This window comes from Marinobacter sp. EVN1 (genome assembly GCF_000475375.1).
GTDB lineage: Bacteria > Pseudomonadota > Gammaproteobacteria > Pseudomonadales > Oleiphilaceae > Marinobacter > Marinobacter nauticus.
Map to the genome: position 1 here is coordinate 197,493 of NZ_AXCB01000023.1, position 21,666 is coordinate 219,158.

The 21,666-nt window shown below is 58.2% G+C and carries 15 protein-coding genes; 8 read left to right on the forward strand and 7 right to left on the reverse strand.

The window, feature by feature from the left end; all coding sequences use genetic code 11:
- Positions 1–44 precede the first annotated feature (44 nt).
- The 6 genes from Q674_RS32515 to Q674_RS32540 all read right to left on the reverse strand — a co-directional run bounded on the left by Q674_RS32515 (position 45) and on the right by Q674_RS32540 (position 8,428).
- Entirely contained in the window at positions 45–542 is a 498-nt protein-coding gene (locus Q674_RS32515; protein ID WP_011786240.1) for a protease complex subunit PrcB family protein, read from the reverse strand.
- Positions 539–3,148, reverse strand: a complete 2,610-nt coding sequence (locus Q674_RS32520) for a S8 family serine peptidase (RefSeq protein WP_031210199.1) — start codon at positions 3,146–3,148, stop codon at positions 539–541. Before Q674_RS32520 ends, Q674_RS32515 begins: the two co-directional genes overlap by 4 nt.
- Positions 3,149–3,298: 150 nt before the next feature.
- Positions 3,299–5,350: a TRAP transporter large permease subunit gene (locus Q674_RS32525; RefSeq protein WP_031210200.1), complete on the reverse strand. Its 2,052-nt coding sequence runs from the start codon at positions 5,348–5,350 to the stop codon at positions 3,299–3,301.
- A 15-nt stretch (positions 5,351–5,365) separates the two neighbouring features.
- Positions 5,366–6,376, reverse strand: coding sequence for a putative solute-binding protein (locus Q674_RS32530; protein ID WP_022991428.1), 1,011 nt, complete (start codon positions 6,374–6,376; stop codon positions 5,366–5,368).
- A gap of 63 nt (positions 6,377–6,439) precedes the next feature.
- Positions 6,440–7,504 carry a hypothetical protein gene (locus Q674_RS32535; RefSeq protein ID WP_031210201.1) on the reverse strand — a complete coding sequence of 355 codons (1,065 nt, stop codon included), beginning with the start codon at positions 7,502–7,504 and terminating at the stop codon, positions 6,440–6,442.
- 294 nt (positions 7,505–7,798) lie between these two features.
- The gene (locus Q674_RS32540; RefSeq protein ID WP_014422169.1) at positions 7,799–8,428 is read right to left on the reverse strand and encodes a TetR/AcrR family transcriptional regulator; all 630 of its coding nucleotides are present in this window, start codon (positions 8,426–8,428) and stop codon (positions 7,799–7,801) included.
- 132 nt (positions 8,429–8,560) lie between these two features.
- Here Q674_RS32540 and Q674_RS32545 point away from each other — a divergent pair, with 132 nt between their 5' ends.
- The 8 genes from Q674_RS32545 to Q674_RS32580 all read left to right on the forward strand — a co-directional run bounded on the left by Q674_RS32545 (position 8,561) and on the right by Q674_RS32580 (position 20,168).
- Positions 8,561–10,357 (forward strand): acyclic terpene utilization AtuA family protein, encoded by a 1,797-nt coding sequence (locus Q674_RS32545; RefSeq protein ID WP_023009106.1) that lies wholly within the window; start codon positions 8,561–8,563, stop codon positions 10,355–10,357.
- A 224-nt stretch (positions 10,358–10,581) separates the two neighbouring features.
- Positions 10,582–11,448 carry an SDR family oxidoreductase gene (locus Q674_RS32550; RefSeq protein ID WP_023009107.1) on the forward strand — a complete coding sequence of 289 codons (867 nt, stop codon included), beginning with the start codon at positions 10,582–10,584 and terminating at the stop codon, positions 11,446–11,448.
- A gap of 9 nt (positions 11,449–11,457) precedes the next feature.
- Positions 11,458–13,074 carry an acyl-CoA carboxylase subunit beta gene (locus Q674_RS32555; RefSeq protein ID WP_023009108.1) on the forward strand — a complete coding sequence of 539 codons (1,617 nt, stop codon included), beginning with the start codon at positions 11,458–11,460 and terminating at the stop codon, positions 13,072–13,074.
- Between the two features lie 30 nt (positions 13,075–13,104).
- Positions 13,105–14,265: an acyl-CoA dehydrogenase family protein gene (locus Q674_RS32560; RefSeq protein ID WP_023009109.1), complete on the forward strand. Its 1,161-nt coding sequence runs from the start codon at positions 13,105–13,107 to the stop codon at positions 14,263–14,265.
- A gap of 183 nt (positions 14,266–14,448) precedes the next feature.
- Positions 14,449–15,273: an enoyl-CoA hydratase/isomerase family protein gene (locus Q674_RS32565; RefSeq protein WP_023009110.1), complete on the forward strand. Its 825-nt coding sequence runs from the start codon at positions 14,449–14,451 to the stop codon at positions 15,271–15,273.
- A 217-nt stretch (positions 15,274–15,490) separates the two neighbouring features.
- Positions 15,491–17,449 carry an acetyl/propionyl/methylcrotonyl-CoA carboxylase subunit alpha gene (locus Q674_RS32570; protein WP_022991434.1) on the forward strand — a complete coding sequence of 653 codons (1,959 nt, stop codon included), beginning with the start codon at positions 15,491–15,493 and terminating at the stop codon, positions 17,447–17,449.
- Positions 17,446–18,270, forward strand: coding sequence for an SDR family oxidoreductase (locus tag Q674_RS32575; RefSeq protein WP_011786252.1), 825 nt, complete (start codon positions 17,446–17,448; stop codon positions 18,268–18,270). The genes Q674_RS32570 and Q674_RS32575 overlap by 4 nt, the downstream gene beginning before the upstream one ends.
- A 68-nt stretch (positions 18,271–18,338) precedes the next feature.
- Positions 18,339–20,168 carry a long-chain-acyl-CoA synthetase gene (locus Q674_RS32580; RefSeq protein WP_023009111.1) on the forward strand — a complete coding sequence of 610 codons (1,830 nt, stop codon included), beginning with the start codon at positions 18,339–18,341 and terminating at the stop codon, positions 20,166–20,168.
- A 396-nt stretch (positions 20,169–20,564) separates the two neighbouring features.
- Here Q674_RS32580 and Q674_RS32585 read toward each other — a convergent pair whose 3' ends face one another.
- Entirely contained in the window at positions 20,565–21,545 is a 981-nt protein-coding gene (locus tag Q674_RS32585; RefSeq protein WP_023009112.1) for an NADPH:quinone oxidoreductase family protein, read from the reverse strand.
- Between the last annotated feature and the right edge of the window lie 121 nt (positions 21,546–21,666).

Sequence of the window (21,666 nt, forward strand, 5' to 3'; positions counted from 1 at the left end):
AGGCTGAAAGATCAACGGTTGTTTTGTTGCGGCGCCAAGTGGTTTCAGTTTTCAAACGTCCGAACCAGTGGCTGCTCAGCCAGGCCCTGCACACGAATCTGCTGCCAGCCCCGAGGCTCAACCGCAAGTACCGCACAGGGCGAGGTGATCACCTGGGCCACCATCATGTCCGGCGCCGGTTCATTCACCCGCATGTCGAGCACCAGACTCTCGCCTTGCGCCAGCGCAGACTGGAGCCCGACGCTGTAACCGGCGGTTGGTTTCTGGCCGAGCGTGACCATCACCAGTGCCTCCCGGCTCAGATCAACCTTGCGCACCACATCCGTGGCCATATTCTGGCCACTCACATCCAGGAGTGCTTCGCGATCGGCCTCCGAACGCACAAACGCCACCCCCGGCCCCGTCAGGCCGCAATAAGCGGACTGGGTAATCTGCCGCACCATGACACCCTCACCCTCGCCGGGACCGCCCGTGGCGCTGCACGCCGCCAGAAGCAGCATCGCAGCGGAGGTGATAAATGATCGAACCAGAGTCCTTTTCATTGAACTGCTTTTACTCCGTCGTTGGTCGAGGGCGCCTGGTCAGGCTGCAGTAATCTGTAACCTTTAAACCCGGGCCTGGGAAGGATATCAGGGTTGGAGGTAGAAATGGTTGGACGCGAGAAACTGGTGGTCATGCGGATATCAGACAGGCTTTGGCCGTCTTCTATGGTGATCACTTCTCGCAAGCCTGAAACAGGATACTCCGCACAGGCTTCACCCGCCTGACAAATCAATCCATCTCCATCTAGATCTGTTCCAGCAACCAGAAAGTACTCACCAGGGGTAACTTCAGAAAGCCGTCTCGGTTCTTCTCCATCGTCCGGCTCAAACCTGAAGCGATACTGACCGTTCTCGACATCTGCAACGACCTGAGACTGCGCAAGATAAAAGCCGCCATCAGTCGGCTCTGTGCCTACTAGCAAGACGAAATGTCGCCCGGCATCTCGAGCCTGCTCATCGCTGAGCAACTGCCCGATGACAGGGATGCTCAATGTGTTCGGGGATAGATCGACTTCGTACGCAATTTCAACGACTCCCCTGGCTGGCTCATCGGGGTCCAGGAGATCTGGCTTGAGTGTCAGCAATAATTCCAGGTCACCATTTTCTGCACTCCCGGATAGTTCAACCCCCAGCCATTCCGGCTGACTGGCGACCTTTTCGGCGGAAACCGAGGCGTCTCCGAATTTCTGAATCTCAACCAACTGTGTTGATATACCTTCATTGCTAAGGCTAACCACGGCGGGCGAAGCAGAAAGGACAGTGACAGGTTCACCGTCGATAGCCTTGGCCACAGCTTTGCCTGCATCGATAATCCCCCACCCCAGGCGATCAGTTCTGCCATCCTGAGGCTGTGTTAGCAGTCCAGATTCTAACCAGCCCCGAATGGTTGTCATGTCCAGAAGCGGCATTTCCATTTTCATCAAGGCCAAAACACCTGCTACGTGCGGCGACGCCATAGAGGTGCCCTGCAGCCCGCGGTAACCTGGCACGGAAACACCTCCACGACGTTCTCCGCTCGTTGACCAGACCACATCAGCCAGGCCATCAAGATTGCCATCCCGGCTTGCATCGCCCCCTGGAGCCGCAATGTCAATCCAGCTACCGAAATTGGAATAGGAGGCGGGGCGCCCTCCGGCATCAACGGCACTGACAGAAAGTACATGACGGGATGCTGCCGGATACGAGGGCACAGATGTTGCCGAGTTTCCGGCAGCAGCCACAAACAGGAGGCGCTTGCCCACTCCATATCGCAGCGCGCTTTCCAGCGCTTCAATCTGGGGCAGCCCACCCAGACTCATATTAACGACCTGAGCTTTTGGCGATCCACCGCTGGTTTCACCTGTTACCCAGCGAATTCCGGCTATGAGCTGATCCGACGTACCAACGCCACCCTCACCAAGCACACGCACCGGAACAATCTTGCTTTCAAAAGCAATTCCGCCAATCCCCTCATTGTTGAGGGCGGCCCCGATAGTGCCTGCTACGTGGGTGCCATGATAAACATCTCCGCCAACGCTACTTCCGGGATCAACCGGCTCACCACCATCGATAAAATCTCGACCTTCCGGGGCGACATTCTGCTGAAGATCCGGATGCCAATGACCTTCACTGTCTTGCAGAAGGCCGCTATCCAACACAGCAACGTGAACGGGCGTCAAGCCAGCGTTACCGATCTGCCAGGCGATCGGCGCATTAACGAGGTCGTAATGCCAATTCAGGGAATAATCTGGCTCATCAACCGGCGTAGCCTGGGTACGAAAGAAATAATTAGGAACCACCGACTTGTATTTCGGCCGCTTTCTCAGCTCTCTGATCCATTCAAGCGTGATCTGTTGGCCAGCGATCCCACTATTTGCCGCTGATGAAGTCGCCGCTACAGGCATTGATAACAGCCAGTCCGCACCGCCCAAATACCGCCCTGAGACTCCGGCATTTACGGCGAAACTACTGGTCTTTCCCTCCGCCATGGAGACCAACGCCTCACCCGGAACAAAGTCATAATCAGGCCAATCAAAATTCAGTTGTGTTGCGGTTCCAACGGAGTTCTTGGATATAACGTAACGGGCAGGCCCACTACCGAGAGTACGCACTGTCAGGCTGTATTCCCCTTCCGCCTCATCCCCCAACTCGACAACAACACGAGACCCAGTACTTCCAGTCTCCGCGCTATCGACTATTCTTCCGTTATCCGTCAGTTCAATCCTTAGTGCCGGATTACCTGCCCGACTACCAAAAGCCTCGAGTACAATCGACTGGCCTTTTGCCATAGGTACGTTGTAGAGGTCCTCAGCATCGCTCTCGTAGCTAAAAATAACGCCTTGATCCGTGAGCGTCGGATAGCTCCCACCACTGCCCGCCAGGTAACCGGCCAGCACAAAGTTGTCCGGCAGTCCCAGTGAAACAGTCGCAGGTCTCGCCCCATCCAGCCCCAACTGGTCCATCGTGTCCTGATCAACCCGGCTGTTGGCTTCGATACTGATAACCCCGGAAAGCGGACTGGGCGGCGCTATTGGTGCAACGGCATCGGAACCGCCCGAACCACCGCCACAACCGGTGAGCAATGCCATCCCTGGCACCAGAACAAAAGCAAGAATCGACAATCTCACGGCGTCTCTCTTATTCTTTGTTGAAACTGTTCACAGAGTATACGGCCAGACATCCCTGATCGACCTGTGTCAGACCTTCAAGGGCCCCATGAAAAAACCCGCGGGCCTTGGCATCGCGGGTTCTTTCATAGTACTTCGCTTCTCCTGGCCTTACAAAGCGTAGAAAAGCATGGGCACAAAGGCCACCAGCAGAAGCGTGGGAATCATCACAACCAGCGGCAGCAACAATCTCTCATAGCGGTGCCAGAAGGTGCCGGTGCGTTCCGCTGCCACCACTTCGGTTTCACCCACCACCTGCCGGGTCAGCAGGTGATTCAGGGCAACCGGCGGGCTGAGATAGCCAAGTTCAAATGCCACCAGGCAAACGATCCAGAAATGCAGTGGATCAATGCCAATCTGCAGGGCCGGTTGGGCAATAGTGGCGGAAACCAGTATGACGGCACCGAACGGATCCATCACCATCCCGATCACCGTCAGCATGACCACGATTACCAGCATGGCAATCCAGGGGCTGGTCAGATCCTCCGGGAACAGGGCATGAACAATATCAGAACGCTCAAGAATACCGCCCAGGCAAATCGAGAAACCAATCAGCGCCAGTAGTGCGCCAATGTGCACAGCCGAATCGCTGGCAGCCGCTGTGCTTCGGGAGAAAAACGCACTGGTACGGCTCTGGCCTTCGTCACGGCTATTCCGGCCGGCGTCCAGGGCAACCAGCGCCAGCATTACCAGCGGCAAAATCAAAGGCGCACTGTACTCGTTGAATTGAAGCCCCAGGATCGCCCAGATGGCCAGGATCACTGCCGTTGCCGTCAGTGCATAAGGCAACAACGGTCGCAGCTCCATGACGGCCGCGCGGAATGCACCCGGGGCCGGCCTTGGTCTCCAGTTGCCTTCGGTCTTACACACCACAAAGGAGAACAGGGTGGCCGACATGATGAACACCCAGAACCCCCATCCATACATTTCGGTGGTGGTCACTTCCTTGTTCAGTGCGGCAACCACCACAATCAGCAGGCAGGGATTGAGCACCACCCCAAGGCTGCCCGACATGGCGGTCGTGGCCAGTGACAATTGACGCCCTGCCCCGGCCCGCCGAAGCTCGTCGTAGACAACCCCGCCCACGGCCAGAATGAAAATGCCGGAGGCTCCGGTAAATGCTGTCGGGAAGGCAGTGGCAAAGATGATTACCGAAGCCAGCAAGGGTGCAGGCAGATTGAAGGGCTTCACCAAGTTCAGCAACAGCTCTGGAACCCGGGTCTGTTTGAGCATCATGCCCACCAGCACGTACAGTCCGATGTTGATGAACATGGAGGACAGGTTCGACATCATGCCGAAGTAGATTGCCAGCCCGGAGGAGTAGCCATCCACAAAGAAAAAATAGCTCATGGCAATGAAGCCCATGGTGCAATACAGCGGCACCACAAGGCCGGAAGCCAGCGCCAGACTGCCCGCCCTCATTCGCTCCGGCACATAGACGAAGCGAAAAGCATTGATGATCATGAACAGCCCGAACACGCCTGCCCAGGCGTACTGCAGGACAATGTTCGCCTCAGACCCCGGAGACTGAGCCAGCCGGCCCATGTAAGCGTTCAATGACAGCACCATCAGGCCGTTGATGACGAACTGCACGCCCTGGCTTAAACGCCACTCCGCCCGATTGCGGGGCAGACGCAAAGCAATGTGGTCGGCATCCATTGCGGCAATGGCGGCAGCCAGAGCAAACATGCCGATAAACAGGAACTTAGTCAGGTCTATGTTATCGAGCAGGAAGTCGGCCAAACCCTGCTCTACAGCCTTGTAGACACCGAGCGCCCAGGTGGCGTGTTTCTGGTTTTCGGCAAACTGCAGGTGGCGCTGCTCACACAGCGCCAGGTTACTCTGCAGGGACTGCCGGATAGCCTGGGGATCCGGCGGCGAACTGAACAGGTCGTCCGGGTCTGGCTTATAGGCCTGGACCCGTCGCTCTACCTCTTTATCAATGTCCATGAAAAGGTTGCAGGTAGGCTCTGTTGCATCCGGATTGAGCAGGTAATAGTTAGGCCATACCTGCTCGCCGACCCATAGCAACCGGGAGTGGAGCGAGTTGCCCATCCCCAGCAGCAGGGTGGCCAGAAGCAACAGCAGCAGAATCATCCCATGCAGTCTGTGCATGGGATACAACGTTCTTACGCCGGTTGCAGTCATTGCGCGCCAGTTCATGGTCAGGCTCTCCGCTTATTCCCGGTTTTCCGCTGTACACTCGGAGGCGCCGGGATTGCTGGCACATCGGATCTTGCTGAGCAGGCTCAGCATTTTCGGGTGATAAACGTTGGGAGCTCCGTCAACCCCATCGCGCATTTCCAGACGGTTCTGGCGGAACATCTCCTGGTAACCAACGATGTCCTTTTCCGGGATCCGTATCCACTGCTCGTCAGGAATCCCGTTTTCCTGGCTTTTAATCAGATTCATTGCCTGTGGGTACATGCCCCAGGCAACTTCCCGGGCCTTCTGGGCCGTGTCGTCTTCGATCACGCCATCACGGGCAATGATCTGAATGGTCAGCTGGGCAAGCGGGTAGTCGACAATGCCACCCTTGTCGCCGATCCCTTTGTACAGCTCCAGAGCCTGGTAGGCGAACGCAGGCGCATAGGCAGTATCGACCGACCCATTGTTGAACTTGCCAGCAAAGTTGGTGATATCAGAGGGAACCACCGTCGCTTTTACATAGTTCACCATGTGAATGGCGTCTTTCTGGTAGTCCAGGGTGGCAATACGCTTTCCGGCCAGTTCGCCCGCTGTATCAATGCTGCGATCATTCACAAACAGATAACCGGCACCCGCCGGTACAATGCCCAGTACCTCATAGCCACCGTCCTTCATGAGGGACGCTGCCTTGGGCTGTGCCAGGGTGGCCAGCAGGGTTTTCAGGTCGTCGTAACTTGGCAGGGCACCGACGGCACTGATGCTTCCGGTAAAACGATTGAATGGGCGAATACGGATGTCGGTCGCGGCGACGGCATCGCACTGGCCCGCGTTGAAGTCGCCAATGGCCACGCCTTCATCAGTGTAGGGCTTGAGTTGGAAATCGACCCCATGGGCTTTCATTTCCAGAGCGTAGTCCTTGACCATGTTGTAGACGTCGCCGTTAGCGCCGATGACATCAAACACACACATGGAAACCGACTGGGCAGATGCCAGTGGTGCGACAATGGCAAGAGACAAGGCTGCAAGGGATTTGCGAATCATGACGACCTCCGGGTCATTCTTGTGTTTTTGATCTTTAAGTCATAGATAACTGAAAGGCCAGCCTCAGAGCAGGCCTTCCAGATCCATGGTTTCAACGTTCTCGGTATTGCGCTCCGGGCTCATCTTGCCGAAGAAGGTCCGTGGTGTGCGGTGGCCGTAGTTGGCGCTCCAGTGTTTGTCCGATGCGAACTGGACAATCCTGCGGGCCACTTCGTCCACCAGCCGATATTCTTCCCAAACCTCGATGCGCTCTTCAGCCTCTGCGAATTCCGAAATGGCCTGTGCCAGCACCTGCGGTCGTCCAAAGGTTTCCGCAGCGACTACCTGAACGGCGTAAGAGGCACGGATACCGGACTCAACACTCAGCTCTGCGCTGTTTTCCATCACCTGCCAGGGGTCTGGAGACAGGTCCGGTCGGGTGTCAGGCAACAGTAACCAGACGAGGGCGCGAACGGCGTTGGGCAAACCGCCCCATTTTTCATTATCCACGCACTGGGCGGCACGCTCGGCCTGGGGCGCAATGTTGCGGGGCACACCCGCCAGGGCGCCGGAGTTGGAGTCGTTCACAATGGCCTGCATCCCCGTTAGCAGCCCGAGCAGGAACGTGAGTTCGTCCTGATCACTGAAAAGGAACGGGCATTCCAGAGGTTCGGCTGCCGGGTCAAAATCGTAGGCGGCCATGGCACGTTTGAAGGCTTCGTAGCGGCGCTCAGCGGTGCGCGCGTAGAGTCTTTTAGAGACTTCCCGGGCATCTTTGGCGGCGGGAACATCGCCACGGTATTCCGCCCGCAGATAAGCCAGTTCAGCCTCCCAGGCCCGGTATTCCATGCAATTCGCCGCCAGCAGCATGAGCAGGGAACCGGTTGAATCCGGTGCATCAGTGACTCTCGAAAACGAATAAACCAGCGGATCCGTGCCCTCACCCAGTGCACAGGCCATGCCCGGATCGGACATCTGCATAACGTAGGGGGTTGCCTCGGACTCCGAGTAGTTCGACAACACGATGCCGGTGGTGGTGTAAATAGGGTTGGCAGAACATCCGGCCAGCAGCAGTACCGAACTTCCCAGCATTGCCTGGCGTACACGAGCCGATAACCGGCGCGCTTGAGAGACCATTGAGGAGATCATAATTCGACCTGTCTGACATTGTTTTTGTATGTAAGGGAGTGCGAGAAATTTTTATCACATTTGATTCTCGTCAATCCGTGAACCAGCTCCAGCTACCTCTGGCCAGAGCTCGAACGAGAGCAAGAATGCGAGGAATATTGTCAGACAGAAATGGCTTTATTGCCGAAACCGGCATGCCGATCAGGCCAATGGCCCGGGATGAATCGAATTATTTTTTGATTTATTGATTTATAACAAGGAGTTAAATATGTAGTGCGTTTCGGAACAAGCGTGCCACTTTGTGACTTGTGCACATTAACATTGAGCAAGACCCAGCATTGCCATCACCTGATCGGTCAGTCCATCGAGGGTCAGACCGCCCCGTTCCGGGCGATACCAGGTGACCGTCCAGCTCAGGGCGCCGGTCAGCATTCTTCGGGTAATGAAAGGGTCCGCCCCAAGCTGGTTTTCCTTCGACAGCTGCTGGAGTGTAGACAACCACAGGTCTTCATAGATATCCCGCAATTCCAGCACTTCAGCCTGGGAGCCTTCCGAAAGACTGCGCCACTCATACACCAACACCGCCATGGCCTCTCCGGTCTGGCCGTTAATCGACTCCAGTTCTGCCCTGATCAGTGCCCGCAGTTTTTCTCTCGCTGAATCCGCCTGGTCGGCAGCGGCCTGCATCAAGGCGGTATTCAGCCGAATGGTCTCGACCATCACTGCTTTGAGAATTTCCTCTTTGGTGCGGAAATGGTGGAACAAGCTCCCTGACTGAATACCCACAGCCGCCGCCAGATCTCGCACCGTCGTGCGCTCGTAGCCTTTATCCCTGAACAGTCTTGCTGCTTCGTTTAACAGGCGCCCGCGGGCGCTGGCGGGATCAGACACAAGTTGCTCGGCAATGAGGGATTGCAGGATTGGGTTCTGGTTCACAAAGGCCATCCGGTTGTCTTGCTGGGACTTTTTATTCTACCCGAGATTTGCCTGTTTACAAACCAAGCGCTTGCTTGGTATTGTCGTTTCGATCGTTGGATAACCTCTCGCCAGTGCGGGTATCAGAACAAGGCCAAGAACATGTCAGACGCCAACAAAACCATCCGTATCGGTTGCTCCGCCGCTTTCTGGGGCGATACCGAAACCGCCGCTGCCCAACTGGTACGCCAGGGCAATATTGATTACCTGGTCGCCGATTACCTGGCCGAGATCACCATGTCGATCATGGCCGGCCAGAAGATGAAAGACCCGACTCAGGGCTACGCCCGGGATTTTGTGCAGACGGTGATGGCGCCTCTGCTCGGCGAGATAAAGGATAAAGGCATCCGGGTTCTGGCCAATGCCGGTGGAGTAAACCCGGTGGCTTGCCGCGATGCTCTGCAGGCCCTGTGTGAAAAGGCCGGCGTCGATCTGAAGATTGCGCTGGTGCTCGGCGATGATCTGTTGATGAAAAAGAAAAATCTGGCCGATGCCGGCATTACTGAAATGACCACCGGTCAGCCCTTCCCCGCCATGATGGTGAGCCTGAACGCCTATCTGGGTGCGCCCGGCCTGGTGGCGGCCCTGGAACAGGGTGCCGACATCATTATCACCGGCCGTGTCGCAGACAGTGCGCTGGTGCTGGCGCCGCTGGTGCATGAATTCGGCTGGCGCTGGAACGACTACGACAAACTGGCTCAGGGCAGCCTGGCCGGGCACTTGCTGGAATGCGGCGTCCAGTCTACCGGCGGTAATTTCACCGACTGGGAACAGGTGGCTGATGGCTACGCCAATATGGGTTTTCCCATCGCCGAGGTCAGCGCCTCTGGCGATTTTGTGATGACCAAGCCCGAGGGCACCGGCGGCATGGTCAGCAGGGGCACTGTGGGCGAGCAGCTGGTGTATGAGATTGGCGACCCACGGGCTTACCTGCTGCCAGATGTAACCTGCGATTTCACTCAGGTGACACTGGAGGAAATCGACAAGGACCAGGTCCGGGTGTCCGGTGCCAGGGGACTGCCGCCGACAGACAGCTACAAGGTGTCAGGCACCTGGCCAGATGGATTCAAGTGCACAGTGACGTTCCTGCTGGCCGGCCTTGATGCCCGCGCCAAAGCACAACGAGTGGCGCAGGCTATTCTGGCCAGGACGTCAGCGATGTTTGCCGAGCGCGGCCTGCCGGATTATTCCGAAACCAGTATCGAATTGCTGGGCACCGAGACTACCTATGGCCCCCATGGCAAGGGCGACCAATGCCGGGAAGTGGTGGTGAAGATTGCCACCGCCCATCCGAAGAAAGAAGCCCTGGTGCTGTTTTCCAGGGAAATTGCCCAGGCCGCTACCGGTATGGCGCCTGGCATCACCGGTATTGTCGGCGGTCGGCCAACCGTGTGGCCGAAGATTCGTTTGTATTCCTGTCTGGTACCGAAATCGGAGGTGGCGGTTTCGGTGGATCTGGCTGGTGAGAAGTCTGAGGTGGAGGTAGCGACCGAAGGTGGTTTCAATCCGGGCGATCTCGCGGCTGAGCCGGAGTCCCGGATGGAGGTGGCAACGGATACCACAGTGCCGCTGATCAAGCTGGCTTGGGCGCGGTCCGGGGATAAGGGCGATCACAGCAATATCGGGGTGATCGCGCGGGATCGAGAGTATGTTCCTTATATTGAGGCTGCGTTAACGGAACAGGCGGTGGCCGAGTGGATGGCTCATACGCTGAATCCTGAATCCGGCAAGGTGACTCGCTGGTCTATGCCTGGGTTGCATGCGTTCAATTTCTTGCTGGAGCACAGTCTAGGTGGCGGCGGTGTGGCGTCGCTTCGGATTGATCCGCAGGGTAAGGCGTTTGCTCAGCAGTTGCTGGAGTTTCCGGTGCCTGTGCCTTCGAATCTGGTTCCTCAATGAATGTATTAACCCCGGTTCTGGGGCAAGAGCCCCGACAGGGCATTACTTCCCTGAGCTTGGGTGCAAGCGCCCCACCGGGGTACAGCCTTCCGGGACACGCCGTAAATACGTCCGTGTAGGCTTGAGCGCAGCTTCCCTGCTGCGCACAGTCCCGGAAGGCTGTACCCCGGCGGAGCGCCCGAACGTTTTTCGTGGATTCTTTGGATTGGAATAGGGAATTTTGTATGAGTTATCAGTCTGTTCTTCGCCCGGGCTTGTTTGAAGGCCAGGTTTTTATTGTCACCGGTGGCGGTTCGGGGATTGGCCGCTGCACGGCTCACGAACTGGCGGCGCTCGGTGCCCGGGTTGCGCTGGTGGGTCGTAAGCAGGAGAAGGTAGACGCGGTTAAGGCCGAAATTGAGGAAGACGGTGGTATTGCCAGCGCCCATGCCTGCGATATTCGCGAGGAGGAGTCGGTCAAGGCCACGGTGAAGGCCATTATTGAGACCCACGGCGGTCTGAACGGGGTGGTGAACAACGCCGGCGGGCAGTTTGCGTCTCCGTTAACGGGCATTAACCAGAAGGGTTGGGAAACTGTGGTGCGCACGAATCTGACCGGCGGTTTTCTGATTTCCCGGGAGGCTTATACCCAGGCCTTGAGTAAAACCGGCGGTTCGATTGTGAACATTGTGGCGGATATGTGGGGTGGTATGCCTGGCATGGGACACTCAGGGGCCGCACGGGCCGGGATGGTGAATTTTACCCAGACGGCCGCGGTCGAATGGGCGCCGTCTGGGGTTCGGGTGAATGCGGTGGCGCCGGGGTGGATTGCGTCCAGCGGGATGGACAACTACCCGACCCACATGAAGTCGTGGATTCGCAGCCTGGCGGATGCGGTGCCGATCAAGCGGATGGGTACAGAATCAGAGGTGAGTTCGGCGATCTGTTTCCTGCTTAGCCCGGGCGCGGCGTTTATCAGTGGTGATTGTCTGCGGATTGACGGCGCGGCGTCCCAGGGTGGGCGTGTGTGGCCGATGCCGAAGGCGCAGAATAACGAGCCCTATAACGGTTTCCATCGGGCGGTAACGCCGAAAGTGTTGAGTGACGACTGAGGATTTCCCATGCAGGTACTGGAAACAACAATAAGCCCCCAGTCCGACGAGTTCCGGGCCAATGTCGAGGCCATGGAAGCGCATATCTCGACTTTCCGGGATGTGGAGCAAAAGGTTCTGGACCTGGCGGAATCGGCCCGGGAGAAGTTTACCAAGCGCGGCAAGCTGCTACCTCGGGATCGCATCAATCGGTTGCTCGATCGTGGCAGTGAGTTTCTGGAGCTGTGCTCCCTCGCCGGTTACAAAATGCATGATGACAAAGACGGTTCCATGGCCGGAGGCGGGATTATTGCCGGCATCGGCAGAGTAGCCGGAGTACGCTGTCTGGTGGTCGCAAGCAACAGTGCCATCAAGGGCGGAACCATTACTCCCGCCGGTCTGGACAAAACCCTGCGACTGCAGCAGATCGCCATGGAGAACAAATTGCCGGTGGTATCGCTGTCAGAATCCGGCGGCGCCAACCTGAACTATGCCACCGATATCTTCGTGCTGGGCGCCCGGGGCTTTGCGAACCAGGCCCGGATGTCTGCAGCCGGTATTCCACAGGTAACCGTCGTCCATGGCAACGCCACTGCCGGCGGGGCCTATCAGCCGGGCCTGTCGGATTACGTAATTACCGTACGCGAGCAGGCGAAGATGTTCCTGGCCGGCCCGCCGCTTTTAAAAGCCGCGACCGGTGAGGTCGCCACCGATGAGGAACTGGGTGGAGCAGAAATGCACGCCACCGTTGCCGGCACCGCCGAATACCTGGCGGAAGACGATGCGGATGGCATCCGCCAGGCCCGGGAGATTCTGGGCGCCCTGCCCTGGAACGAAAATCTGCCACTACGCCAGGAACCACAGTGGGATGAGCCGCTGTATCCGGCTGAAGAGCTACTGGGTGTGATTCCTTCCGACGCCAAGAAACCCTACGACGTGCGCGAGATCCTCGCCCGCATCGCCGACGGCTCCCGGTTCCTGGATTTCAAGAACGATTACGACAGCCAGACGGTGTGCGGCACCATCCGGATTCACGGCCACAGTGTAGGTATTATCGGCAACAATGGCCCGATCACCCCTGCCGGCTCCACCAAGGCTGCCCAGTTTATCCAGCTTTGCGATCAGGCAGGCACGCCTATCCTGTTTCTGCATAACACCACCGGATTCATGGTCGGTACCCACTCCGAACAGAACGGCATCATCAAACACGGGTCGAAGATGATTCAGGCCGTGGCCAACTGCCGGGTACCAAAACTCGCCGTGGTGGTGGGCGGTTCCTACGGCGCCGGCAACTACGCCATGTGCGGCCGGGGCCTGGACCCGAGATTCATCTTCGCCTGGCCCAACAGCCGCACCGCCGTCATGGGCCCCGCCCAGGCCGGCAAGGTGATGCGCATCGTGGCTGAAGAAAAACAACGCAAAAGCGGTATCGAGCCGGACGAAAAGACCCTGTCGTTCCTGGAACAGGCGACCGCCAAAAAGCTGGAAGACGGCTCCACCGCCCTCTACGGCACTGCCAGACTCTGGGACGACGGCCTGATCGATCCGCGGGATACCCGCCGTGTCCTGGCCATGGTGCTTTCCGTTTGCCGTGAAGCCGAACAACGACCACTGCGACCCAACGTTTACGGCGTCGCCCGTTTCTGATTTCCACACTGATTTACCGGGAGAACAACAATGAAATTCACAGCCGAACACGAAGCCCTCAGAAAGACCGTCCGTGATTTCGTCGAAAAGGAAATCAATCCGCACTGCGATGAATGGGAGGAAGCCGGCGAGTTTCACATTCACGACCTGTTCAAGAAACTCGGCAACCTGGGCCTGCTGGGCATTCAGAAGCCGGAGGAATACGGCGGCATGGGTCTGGATTACAGCTACAACCTCGTGGCTGCTGAAGAACTGGGCATGGCCAAGTGCGGCGGTGTTCCGCTGGCCGTGGGCGTACAGACTGACATGTGCACTCCCGCGATTGCGCGCTTCGGTTCCGATGAACTGAAACGGGACTTCCTGGCCCCGGCTATTGCTGGCGATATGGTGGGCTGTATCGGTGTGAGTGAAGTGGGCGCAGGCTCCGATGTGGCCGGCCTGAAAACCACGGCTAAGAAAGACGGCGATGACTACGTCATCAACGGCTCCAAGATGTGGATCACCAACTCCCCGAAAGCGGATTTCATGTGTCTGCTGGCCAACACCAGCGACGACAAACCCCACAAGAATAAAACCCTGATGATCGTGCCCATGAACACACCGGGCATCACTTTCAGCCCGCACCTGAACAAGCTGGGTATGCGTTCGTCAGAAACCGCCCAGGTGTTTCTGGACGACGTGCGAATTCCCCAACGCAACCGCATCGGCGCAGAAGGCACCGGCTTTATGATGCAGATGCTGCAGTTCCAGGAGGAGCGCATGTGGGGGGCCGCCAACGTAATCAAGGCCCTGGAAAACTGTGTCACGCAGACCATTGAATACTGCCGCGAGCGCAAGACCTTTGGCCAGCCGCTGATCGACAACCAGTACATTCATTTCCGCCTGGCGGAGTTACAGACCGAAATCGAAGCGCTGCGCGCGCTGACCTATCAGGCCTGTGAGCTGCACATTGAGGGCAAAGATGTCACCAAGCTGGCGTCGATGGCGAAACTGAAGGCCGGGCGTCTGGGTCGAGAAGTGACCGATGCTTGCCTGCAGTTCTGGGGTGGCAACGGTTACATGTGGGACAACCCCCTGTCACGGGCTTACCGCGATGTGCGGTTGGTCTCCATCGGCGGCGGTGCCGACGAAATCATGCTGGGCATCATCTGCAAGCTGATGGGCACCTTGCCTGGCAAGAAACGCGACTAACGTTTGGAGTTTGGAGTCAGGCCTCGCGGTCAGGTAGGGCTTTCCGGGACACGCTGTGAATACATCCATGTACGCTTGACTGCAGCATCCCTGCTGCAGACAGTCCCGGAAAGCCCTACCTGCCCCCAAGGCCCCGAACATTGCGACTGGTACCCGATTGCCGCCCGAAAACGGAGCCTTTTTATGGAACAGCTACCCCAGTGCGAAACCCTGATTCTTGAAAAACAGGGCCCCACCCTGTTCATCACCATCAACCGCCCCGACGTCCGCAACGCCATGAGTCTGCAGATGGTCGCTGAGTTGTCCACCATCTTCAGCGAGATCGAAAACGACATCAGCATCCGCGCCGCCGTCCTCCGCGGCGCAGGTGGACATTTCTGCGCCGGCGGCGATATCAAAGACATGGCCGGCGCCCGGAGCCAGAAAGCCGGCGAAGGCCGCGATGACCCGTTCTACAAACTCAACCGCGCCTTCGGCCAGATGATCCAGCAAGTCAACGAATCCTCCAAAGTCGTCATCGCCATCACCGAAGGCGCCGTCATGGGCGGCGGCTTCGGCCTGGCCTGCGTCTCCGACCTGGCCATCGCCGGCCCGACTGCCAAATTCGGTATGCCGGAAACCACCCTCGGCGTCATCCCGGCCCAGATCGCCCCGTTCGTTGTCGAACGCATCGGCCTGACCCAGGCCCGTCGATTGGCGCTGCTAGGTTTGAGAATCGACGCAACGGAAGCCTGCAAACTCGGCATCGTTCACCAGGTTGCGGAATCCGAAGAACAGCTAAGCGACATGCTGAACCAGGCTCTGGAACGGGTACGCCTGTGCGCCCCCGATGCCACGGCAGAAACCAAGGCCCTGCTGCATCGGGTGGGACATGAAGCCATGGCCGGTTTACTCGATGACGCCGCTGAAAAATTCGCGGCCGCCATCCGCGGGCCGGAGGGGGCGGAAGGCACGATGGCATTTATGCAGAAGCGTGAGCCCAAGTGGGCAGAGCTCCCCAATCAATAACAACTAAATAATGTCTATTGACCGTAGTTGGGCAGACTCCGACAAGGTTCGGGGAGCGCCACTGGCAGGGTGGGCTTCCGGAAAATGTCGGAGGCCATGGATGGCCGGAGAGAAGCGCACATGGACGTGCTTGTAGCGGTTTTCCGGAAGCCCACCCTGGTGGTGGTGCGGACGAGCACCCAACCCAGGCGGCAAAGTAACCAGATAGGTAACGCGTATGCTAAAAAAACTTTTAATCGCTAACCGAGGCGAAATCGCCGTCAGGGTCATCCGTACAGCCAAGGCGCTGGGCTACCGAACCGTTGCCGTCTACTCCGAAGCCGACGCCAACGCCCTGCACGTTGAACAAGCCGACGAAGCCGTCTGCATCGGCCCGGCACAGGTTGCCGCCTCCTACCTCAACGCCGACGCCATCCTCGATGCCGCAAGGAAAGCAGGCGCCGACTGCATCCACCCGGGCTACGGCTTCCTCTCTGAAAACTCCGGCTTCGCCAAAGCCGTCAAACAGGCCGGCCTCACCTTTGTAGGCCCGCCCGAAAACGCCATTGAACTCATGGGCAGCAAACGCCGCTCGAAAATCGCCATGCAGGAAGCCGGCGTGCCCGTAGTCCCTGGCTACGAAGGCAACAACGCTAGTGATGATGAACTCATCGCCGCAGCCCAGGACATCGGCTACCCCCTCATGCTCAAAGCCTCCGCAGGTGGCGGTGGCCGGGGCATGCGCCTGGTCGAGAGCGAGAGCGAGTTGGCCGACAACATTAAAAGGGCCCGCTCAGAAGCCAAACAGGCCTTCGGTGACGACGAACTGATCATCGAAAAAGCGGTCATCGAACCCCGGCACGTGGAAATCCAGGTTTTCGCAGACCACCACGGCAACGCCGTTTACCTGGGCGAGCGGGACTGCTCCGTACAGCGCCGGCACCAGAAAGTGGTTGAAGAAGCGCCCTCACCTTTTGTCACCCCGGAACTGCGTAAGGCCATGGGCGAAGCTGCTGTCAAAGCGGCCCTGGCCTGCGGTTACGAGGGCGCCGGTACCGTGGAATTCCTGGTCGACAAAGACCGCAATTTCTACTTCCTGGAAATGAACACTCGCCTGCAGGTAGAACATCCGGTCACCGAACTGATTACCGGCCAGGATCTGGTGGCCTGGCAGTTGATGGTCGCTGAAGGCCGCCCGCTGCCTCTGGCCCAGGATGACATCCAACTCAATGGCCACGCCATCGAAGTGCGACTTTACGCCGAAGACCCGGCCAGTGGTTTCACCCCGCAAACCGGTACCCTGCACCAGTTCACCCCGGCCGAAGGCGAAGGCCTGCGGTTTGATACCGGCGTGCGCTCCGGTGACGTGGTCAGCCCCCACTACGATCCCATGCTGGCGAAAGTCATCGCCTGGGGCCAGAACCGGGACGAAGCCCGTCGCCGCCTGATCCGGGCGCTGGAAGACACCACAGTCTTTGGTGTGACCACCAACCGCCATTTCCTCAGCCGCATCATCGCCGATGACACCTTTGGTGCCGGTGAAGCCACCACGGCCTTCCTGCAGCAGGCCTTCAAGAATGATCCGTCACTGGCGCCCCAGCCGCTCACCATCCGCGAGCTGGCCCTGAGCGCCTGCGCATTGAGCCTCGGCCAATCCGCCCAGAAAGGCTGGAGTAACGCCCCCGCCACCGTCATGCCGATGAAGCTTGAGGCCCGGGACGAATCCGTGGAACTGCTGGTTCGGCACAGTGGCCACAAACTGCTGGTGGCCCACGGCGAAGAACACTATGAATTGCAACTGCAAAGCCAGGAACCAGGCCTGCTGTGCATTATCGACAACGGGGTTCGTCAGCGGTGCCAATACTACCGGAGCGGAGATTCCCTATATTTGCAGGCGTTCGGCCGTTCCTGGTGCGTTCGGGATATTACGCACCAACCCGCCCAAGGTGCCCTGGGCACCGGCAGCGGCAAGGTCCAGGCCACTATGGACGGTGCCATTATTGATGTACTGGTGGCAGAGGGAGATCAGGTGGAACAGGGCCAGACCCTGGTGATTCTGGAAGCCATGAAAATGGAGCATCCGGTTAAGGCGGATCGCAGGGGCACCGTTGGCCAGTTGCTCGCCCGCAAAGGAGACCAGGTCAAGCGTGGCCAACTTCTGGCAGACGTGCAGTCCACTGAGGAGGCAGCATCATGAGCCGGCTACAGCAGCGCACAGTGTTTATAACCGGCGGCAGCCGGGGAATCGGCCGGGCCATTGCCCTGGCCTGTGCCCGGGAAGGCGCCAACGTGGTCATTGCAGCGAAAACCGATACCCCGCATCCGAAACTACCCGGCACCATCCACACGGTCGCTGAGGAAATTCGCAACGCCGGAGGCCAGGCGCTACCGCTGGTACTGGACGTGCGGGATGAACGACAGGTCCGCCAGCGAATAGACGAAGCCGCCGGTTATTTTGGCGGTATCGATGCCCTGGTGAACAACGCCGGGGCGATACGCCTGACCGGTGTCGAAAACCTGAAAGTGAGCCGATACGACCTGATGCATCAGGTCAACGCCCGGGCCGTATTCACCTGCAGTCAGGCGGCCCTGCCCTGGCTGAAGGAATCCGGTGGCCACATTCTCAGCCTGTCGCCGCCGCTGAACCTGAATACCCGGTGGTTTTCCCAGTACGGGCCATACACCACCACAAAATACGGAATGACCATGCTCAGCATGGGCATGGCCGAGGAGTTCCGACGCTATGGCATTGCCGTGAACTGCCTGTGGCCAAAGACTCTGATTGCCACTGCCGCCATAGAACACGAAGTGGGCGGACCTCAATTGATGGCGCAGGGACGAAAGCCGGAAATCATGGCCGATGCTGCGGTCAGCATACTGTCCCGCAGTGCGGACGAACTGACCGGGCAAGCGCTGATTGACGAGGATGTACTTCGTCAGGATGGCGTGAAGGACTTCGAACACTACCGGTATGCCGCAGGCGACAAGCCGCTGCTGCCGGATCTGTTCCTGGATTAGCCGCGGAGCAATGGGTTGGTCCGCGGTTCAAAACCTACAAAGACAATGACGACTGAAACGGACGCACCATGAGCCAAGACATCGTAACCGCACGCGACATCATGCGCAGCCTGCCCACGGTTCTGAAAAAATTTCCCTTCGTGGCAAAAGGGCTTTACTACTACCGGGTAAAGGACGACAAAAAAGAGCTGACCCTTGGCAAGCTGGTAGAGCGCAACGCTGACAAACACCCCACGCGCCCTGCCATTCTCTTCGATGATCGCAGCATTACCTGGGCAGAACTGGATGCCTGGAGCAATCGAATTGCCCATTACCTGAAAGATCAGGGGCTGGTAAAGGGCGATGCCATTGCGGTACTGCTGGAAAACCGACCGGAACTACTGGCGACCGTGGTTGGCGCAGCCAAGGTCGGCGTGGCCTGCGCCATGCTGAACACCTCCCAGAAAGGCAAAGTGCTGGCCCACAGTATCAACCTGATCGAGCCACGACTGCTGGTGGTTGGTAGCGAACTGATCGACAATGCCGAGTCGGTTCGTGGAGAGGTTCAGCTCCGACACACGCATCCCCTGCTCTACCTGCACGACGGCAACACTCTGAACACCTTTGGTGACGCGCCGGAGGGCTACGTCAATCTGGCCCTGGAAGTCAGCCGCCGGCCCTCAACCCGACCGGTCCTGAGCAACCCGGTAACCATGGGCGATACCGCCGTGTATCTTTACACCTCAGGCACCACCGGCCTGCCCAAGGCGGCGCCCGGTTCACATCGCAAATTTATCAAAGCCTACGGCGGCTTTGGCATGCTCTCCCTGGCCATGGAACCGGAAGACGTCCTGTATTGTACGCTGCCGCTGTATCATGGCACCGCCCTGCTGGTGTGTTGGGGCTCGGTCCTCGCCGGTGGCTCTGCCATCGCACTGCGCCGAAAATTCTCCGCCAGCGCCTTCTGGGACGACGTCCGCCGCTACAACGCCACCACTTTCGGCTACGTGGGCGAGCTGTGCCGCTACCTGCTGAATCAACCTCCCGGCAGCCAGGACCGCAACCACGGCCTGACCAAAATGATCGGCAACGGCCTGCGCCCCTCCATCTGGAAAGAATTCAAGGAACGCTTTGGCATCGACAAGGTGGCTGAACTGTATGCCTCATCAGAAGGCAATATCGGCTTCAGCAACTTTTTCAACATGGACAACACCGTGGGCTTCTCCACCGCGCCCTACAAACTGGTCAAGTACCACGAAGGCACCCGGGACCCGATCCGCAACGACAAGGGCCGTCTGGAGGAAGTGGAAAAAGGCCAGCCCGGCCTGTTGATCGGGGAGATCAACAAGAAGTGGGCATTCGAGGGCTACACCCAGAAGGAAGCCACTGAGAAATCCATCCTGCGCGATGGTTTCAAGAAAGGCGATGCCTGGTTCAATACCGGTGATGTATTAAAAGAAATCGGCTGCCGTCACCTGCAGTTTGTCGATCGCATGGGCGACACCTTCCGCTGGAAGGGAGAGAACGTATCGACGACGGAGGTGGAAAATATCATTGATGGCTCCGGCATGGTGGAGGAAGCCATTGTGTACGGGGTCGAGATTCCCAAAACCAACGGCAAGGCGGGCATGGTAACGCTGGTGCCTCAGTCCAATGGTTCGGCCTTCGATATCAACAAGCTGTTTGACTATCTGCAGGAGAATCTGCCGGCCTATGCGGTGCCGGTGTTTGTGCGGGTGACCAATGCCATCGAGAAGACGGGGACGTTCAAGTACCGGAAGGTGGACATCCAGAAGCTCGGCTATTCGCTGGAGAGGTCGGAAGACGATGTGTACGCCTGGCTGCCCGGTTCGTCCGGTTATACGTTGCTGACTCCGGAGTTGGTGTCCGATATTGATTCGGGGGGTGTTCGGTTTTGATCCTGACTTTTGGAGAGGGGCCTCATAACCTAGCCTGCAACGCTTGGTGACAGTGAGTACGGGGTGCCCCTCCCAAAAACCGCTACAAGCACATCCCTGTGCGCTTATTTCGGGCCATCCATGGCCTCCGACATTTTTGGGAGGGGCACCCCGCACTCACTTCCGAGCCAAGGAGTGATAGTCAGTTTACTGAAAAACCTAGCTTTTCTCCCTGACTATTACTGTGAAGCTGACCGGCCGTGATGGGGAACGCTTCCAAAAAATTTTGAGGGCCATGGATGGCCCGAAATAAGCGCACAGGGATGTGCTTGTAGCGGTTTTTTGGAAGCGTTCCCCAGCGCGGCCCACACCGAAACCTAAAGGCTAGGAGGGAGGCTACCCCTCAGGCTCCAAGAACTATTCTTCAACCCGCAAAACGATCTTGCCAGTGGCCCGACGCCCCGTAAGCGCCCCAAGTGCCGCGGCATATTCCTCGAATGCGAATACCTCACTGACCTTGGGATCGATCTTGCCGTCGGCATACATCTGCAACAGCTCCATCATGTTCTGGGCACTCGTCTGCGGCTCGCGCTGGGTGAAGCTACCCCAGAATACACCTACCACAGAACAGCCCTTGAGCAGCGTCAGGTTCGCAGGAATCTTGGGGATATCCCCTGCGGCAAAGCCGATCACCAGGTGGCGGCCGTTCCAGCCCATGGTGCGCAGGGCCTGTTCGGTGAAATCTCCGCCGACCGGGTCGTAGATCACATCCACACCTTTACCCTTGGTCAGTTTCTTCACCGCATCTTTCAGCGATTCCTCGGTGTAGTTCACCAGTTCATCGGCGCCGGCTTCCTTGGCCACCGCGAGTTTTTCAGCGGAGCTGGCCGCCGCAATCACTTTCGCTCCCATGGCCTTGCCCAGCTCCACGGCCGCCAGGCCAACACCGCCGCTGGCGCCGAGTACCAGCAAGGTTTCGCCAGACTGCAGGTTGCCACGCTGCTTGAGCGCGTAATAGGAGGTGCCATAAACCATCATGAAAGCCGCAGCTTTCTCATCGGACATAGAGTCCGGGATTGGCAACAGGTTGGATTCGGGAGCAACCACTTCTTCGGCGAACGCACCCCAGCCGGTCAGGGCGGCTACCCGGTCTCCGGGTTGGAAACGGGTGACTTTTTCGCCCACCTCGAGCACTTCACCGGACAGTTCACCGCCGGGGGAAAACGGCATGGGCGGCTGGAACTGGTATTTGCCCTGAATGATCAGGGTGTCCGGGAAGTTCAGGCCTGCAGCCTTGACCCGGATTTTTACGCCGCTGCCTTTTACGTCCGGGCTGGCAATGTCTTCGATGACCAGATTCTCTGCCGGGCCATAGTCTTTGCACAGAATGGCTTTCATGGTTGCTCCTGGGCTGTCTGTCTTACCCTGATGGCGTCAGGGCGGGTCTGATTTGATGTTGTAATTGACCAGGATCAAGCTAAACGCACAGAGCCCGTGAAGCAAATCAAGGCTGCTTATT

Bases quoted from the DNA above. Each gene is read 5' to 3' on its own strand.
- Q674_RS32565 (WP_023009110.1), top strand. From the start codon at position 14,449: ATGGAACAGCTACCCCAGTGCGAAACCCTGATTCTTGAAAAACAGGGC.
- Q674_RS32580 (WP_023009111.1), top strand. From the start codon at position 18,339: ATGAGCCAAGACATCGTAACCGCACGCGACATCATGCGCAGCCTGCCC.
- Q674_RS32555 (WP_023009108.1), top strand. From the start codon at position 11,458: ATGCAGGTACTGGAAACAACAATAAGCCCCCAGTCCGACGAGTTCCGG.
- Q674_RS32530 (WP_022991428.1), bottom strand. From the start codon at position 6,376: ATGATTCGCAAATCCCTTGCAGCCTTGTCTCTTGCCATTGTCGCACCA.
- Q674_RS32540 (WP_014422169.1), bottom strand. From the start codon at position 8,428: ATGGCCTTTGTGAACCAGAACCCAATCCTGCAATCCCTCATTGCCGAG.
- Q674_RS32585 (WP_023009112.1), bottom strand. From the start codon at position 21,545: ATGAAAGCCATTCTGTGCAAAGACTATGGCCCGGCAGAGAATCTGGTC.
- Q674_RS32535 (WP_031210201.1), bottom strand. From the start codon at position 7,504: ATGATCTCCTCAATGGTCTCTCAAGCGCGCCGGTTATCGGCTCGTGTA.
- Q674_RS32515 (WP_011786240.1), bottom strand. From the start codon at position 542: ATGAAAAGGACTCTGGTTCGATCATTTATCACCTCCGCTGCGATGCTG.
- Q674_RS32550 (WP_023009107.1), top strand. From the start codon at position 10,582: ATGAGTTATCAGTCTGTTCTTCGCCCGGGCTTGTTTGAAGGCCAGGTT.
- Q674_RS32570 (WP_022991434.1), top strand. From the start codon at position 15,491: ATGCTAAAAAAACTTTTAATCGCTAACCGAGGCGAAATCGCCGTCAGG.
- Q674_RS32560 (WP_023009109.1), top strand. From the start codon at position 13,105: ATGAAATTCACAGCCGAACACGAAGCCCTCAGAAAGACCGTCCGTGAT.
- Q674_RS32525 (WP_031210200.1), bottom strand. From the start codon at position 5,350: ATGAACTGGCGCGCAATGACTGCAACCGGCGTAAGAACGTTGTATCCC.
- Q674_RS32545 (WP_023009106.1), top strand. From the start codon at position 8,561: ATGTCAGACGCCAACAAAACCATCCGTATCGGTTGCTCCGCCGCTTTC.
- Q674_RS32575 (WP_011786252.1), top strand. From the start codon at position 17,446: ATGAGCCGGCTACAGCAGCGCACAGTGTTTATAACCGGCGGCAGCCGG.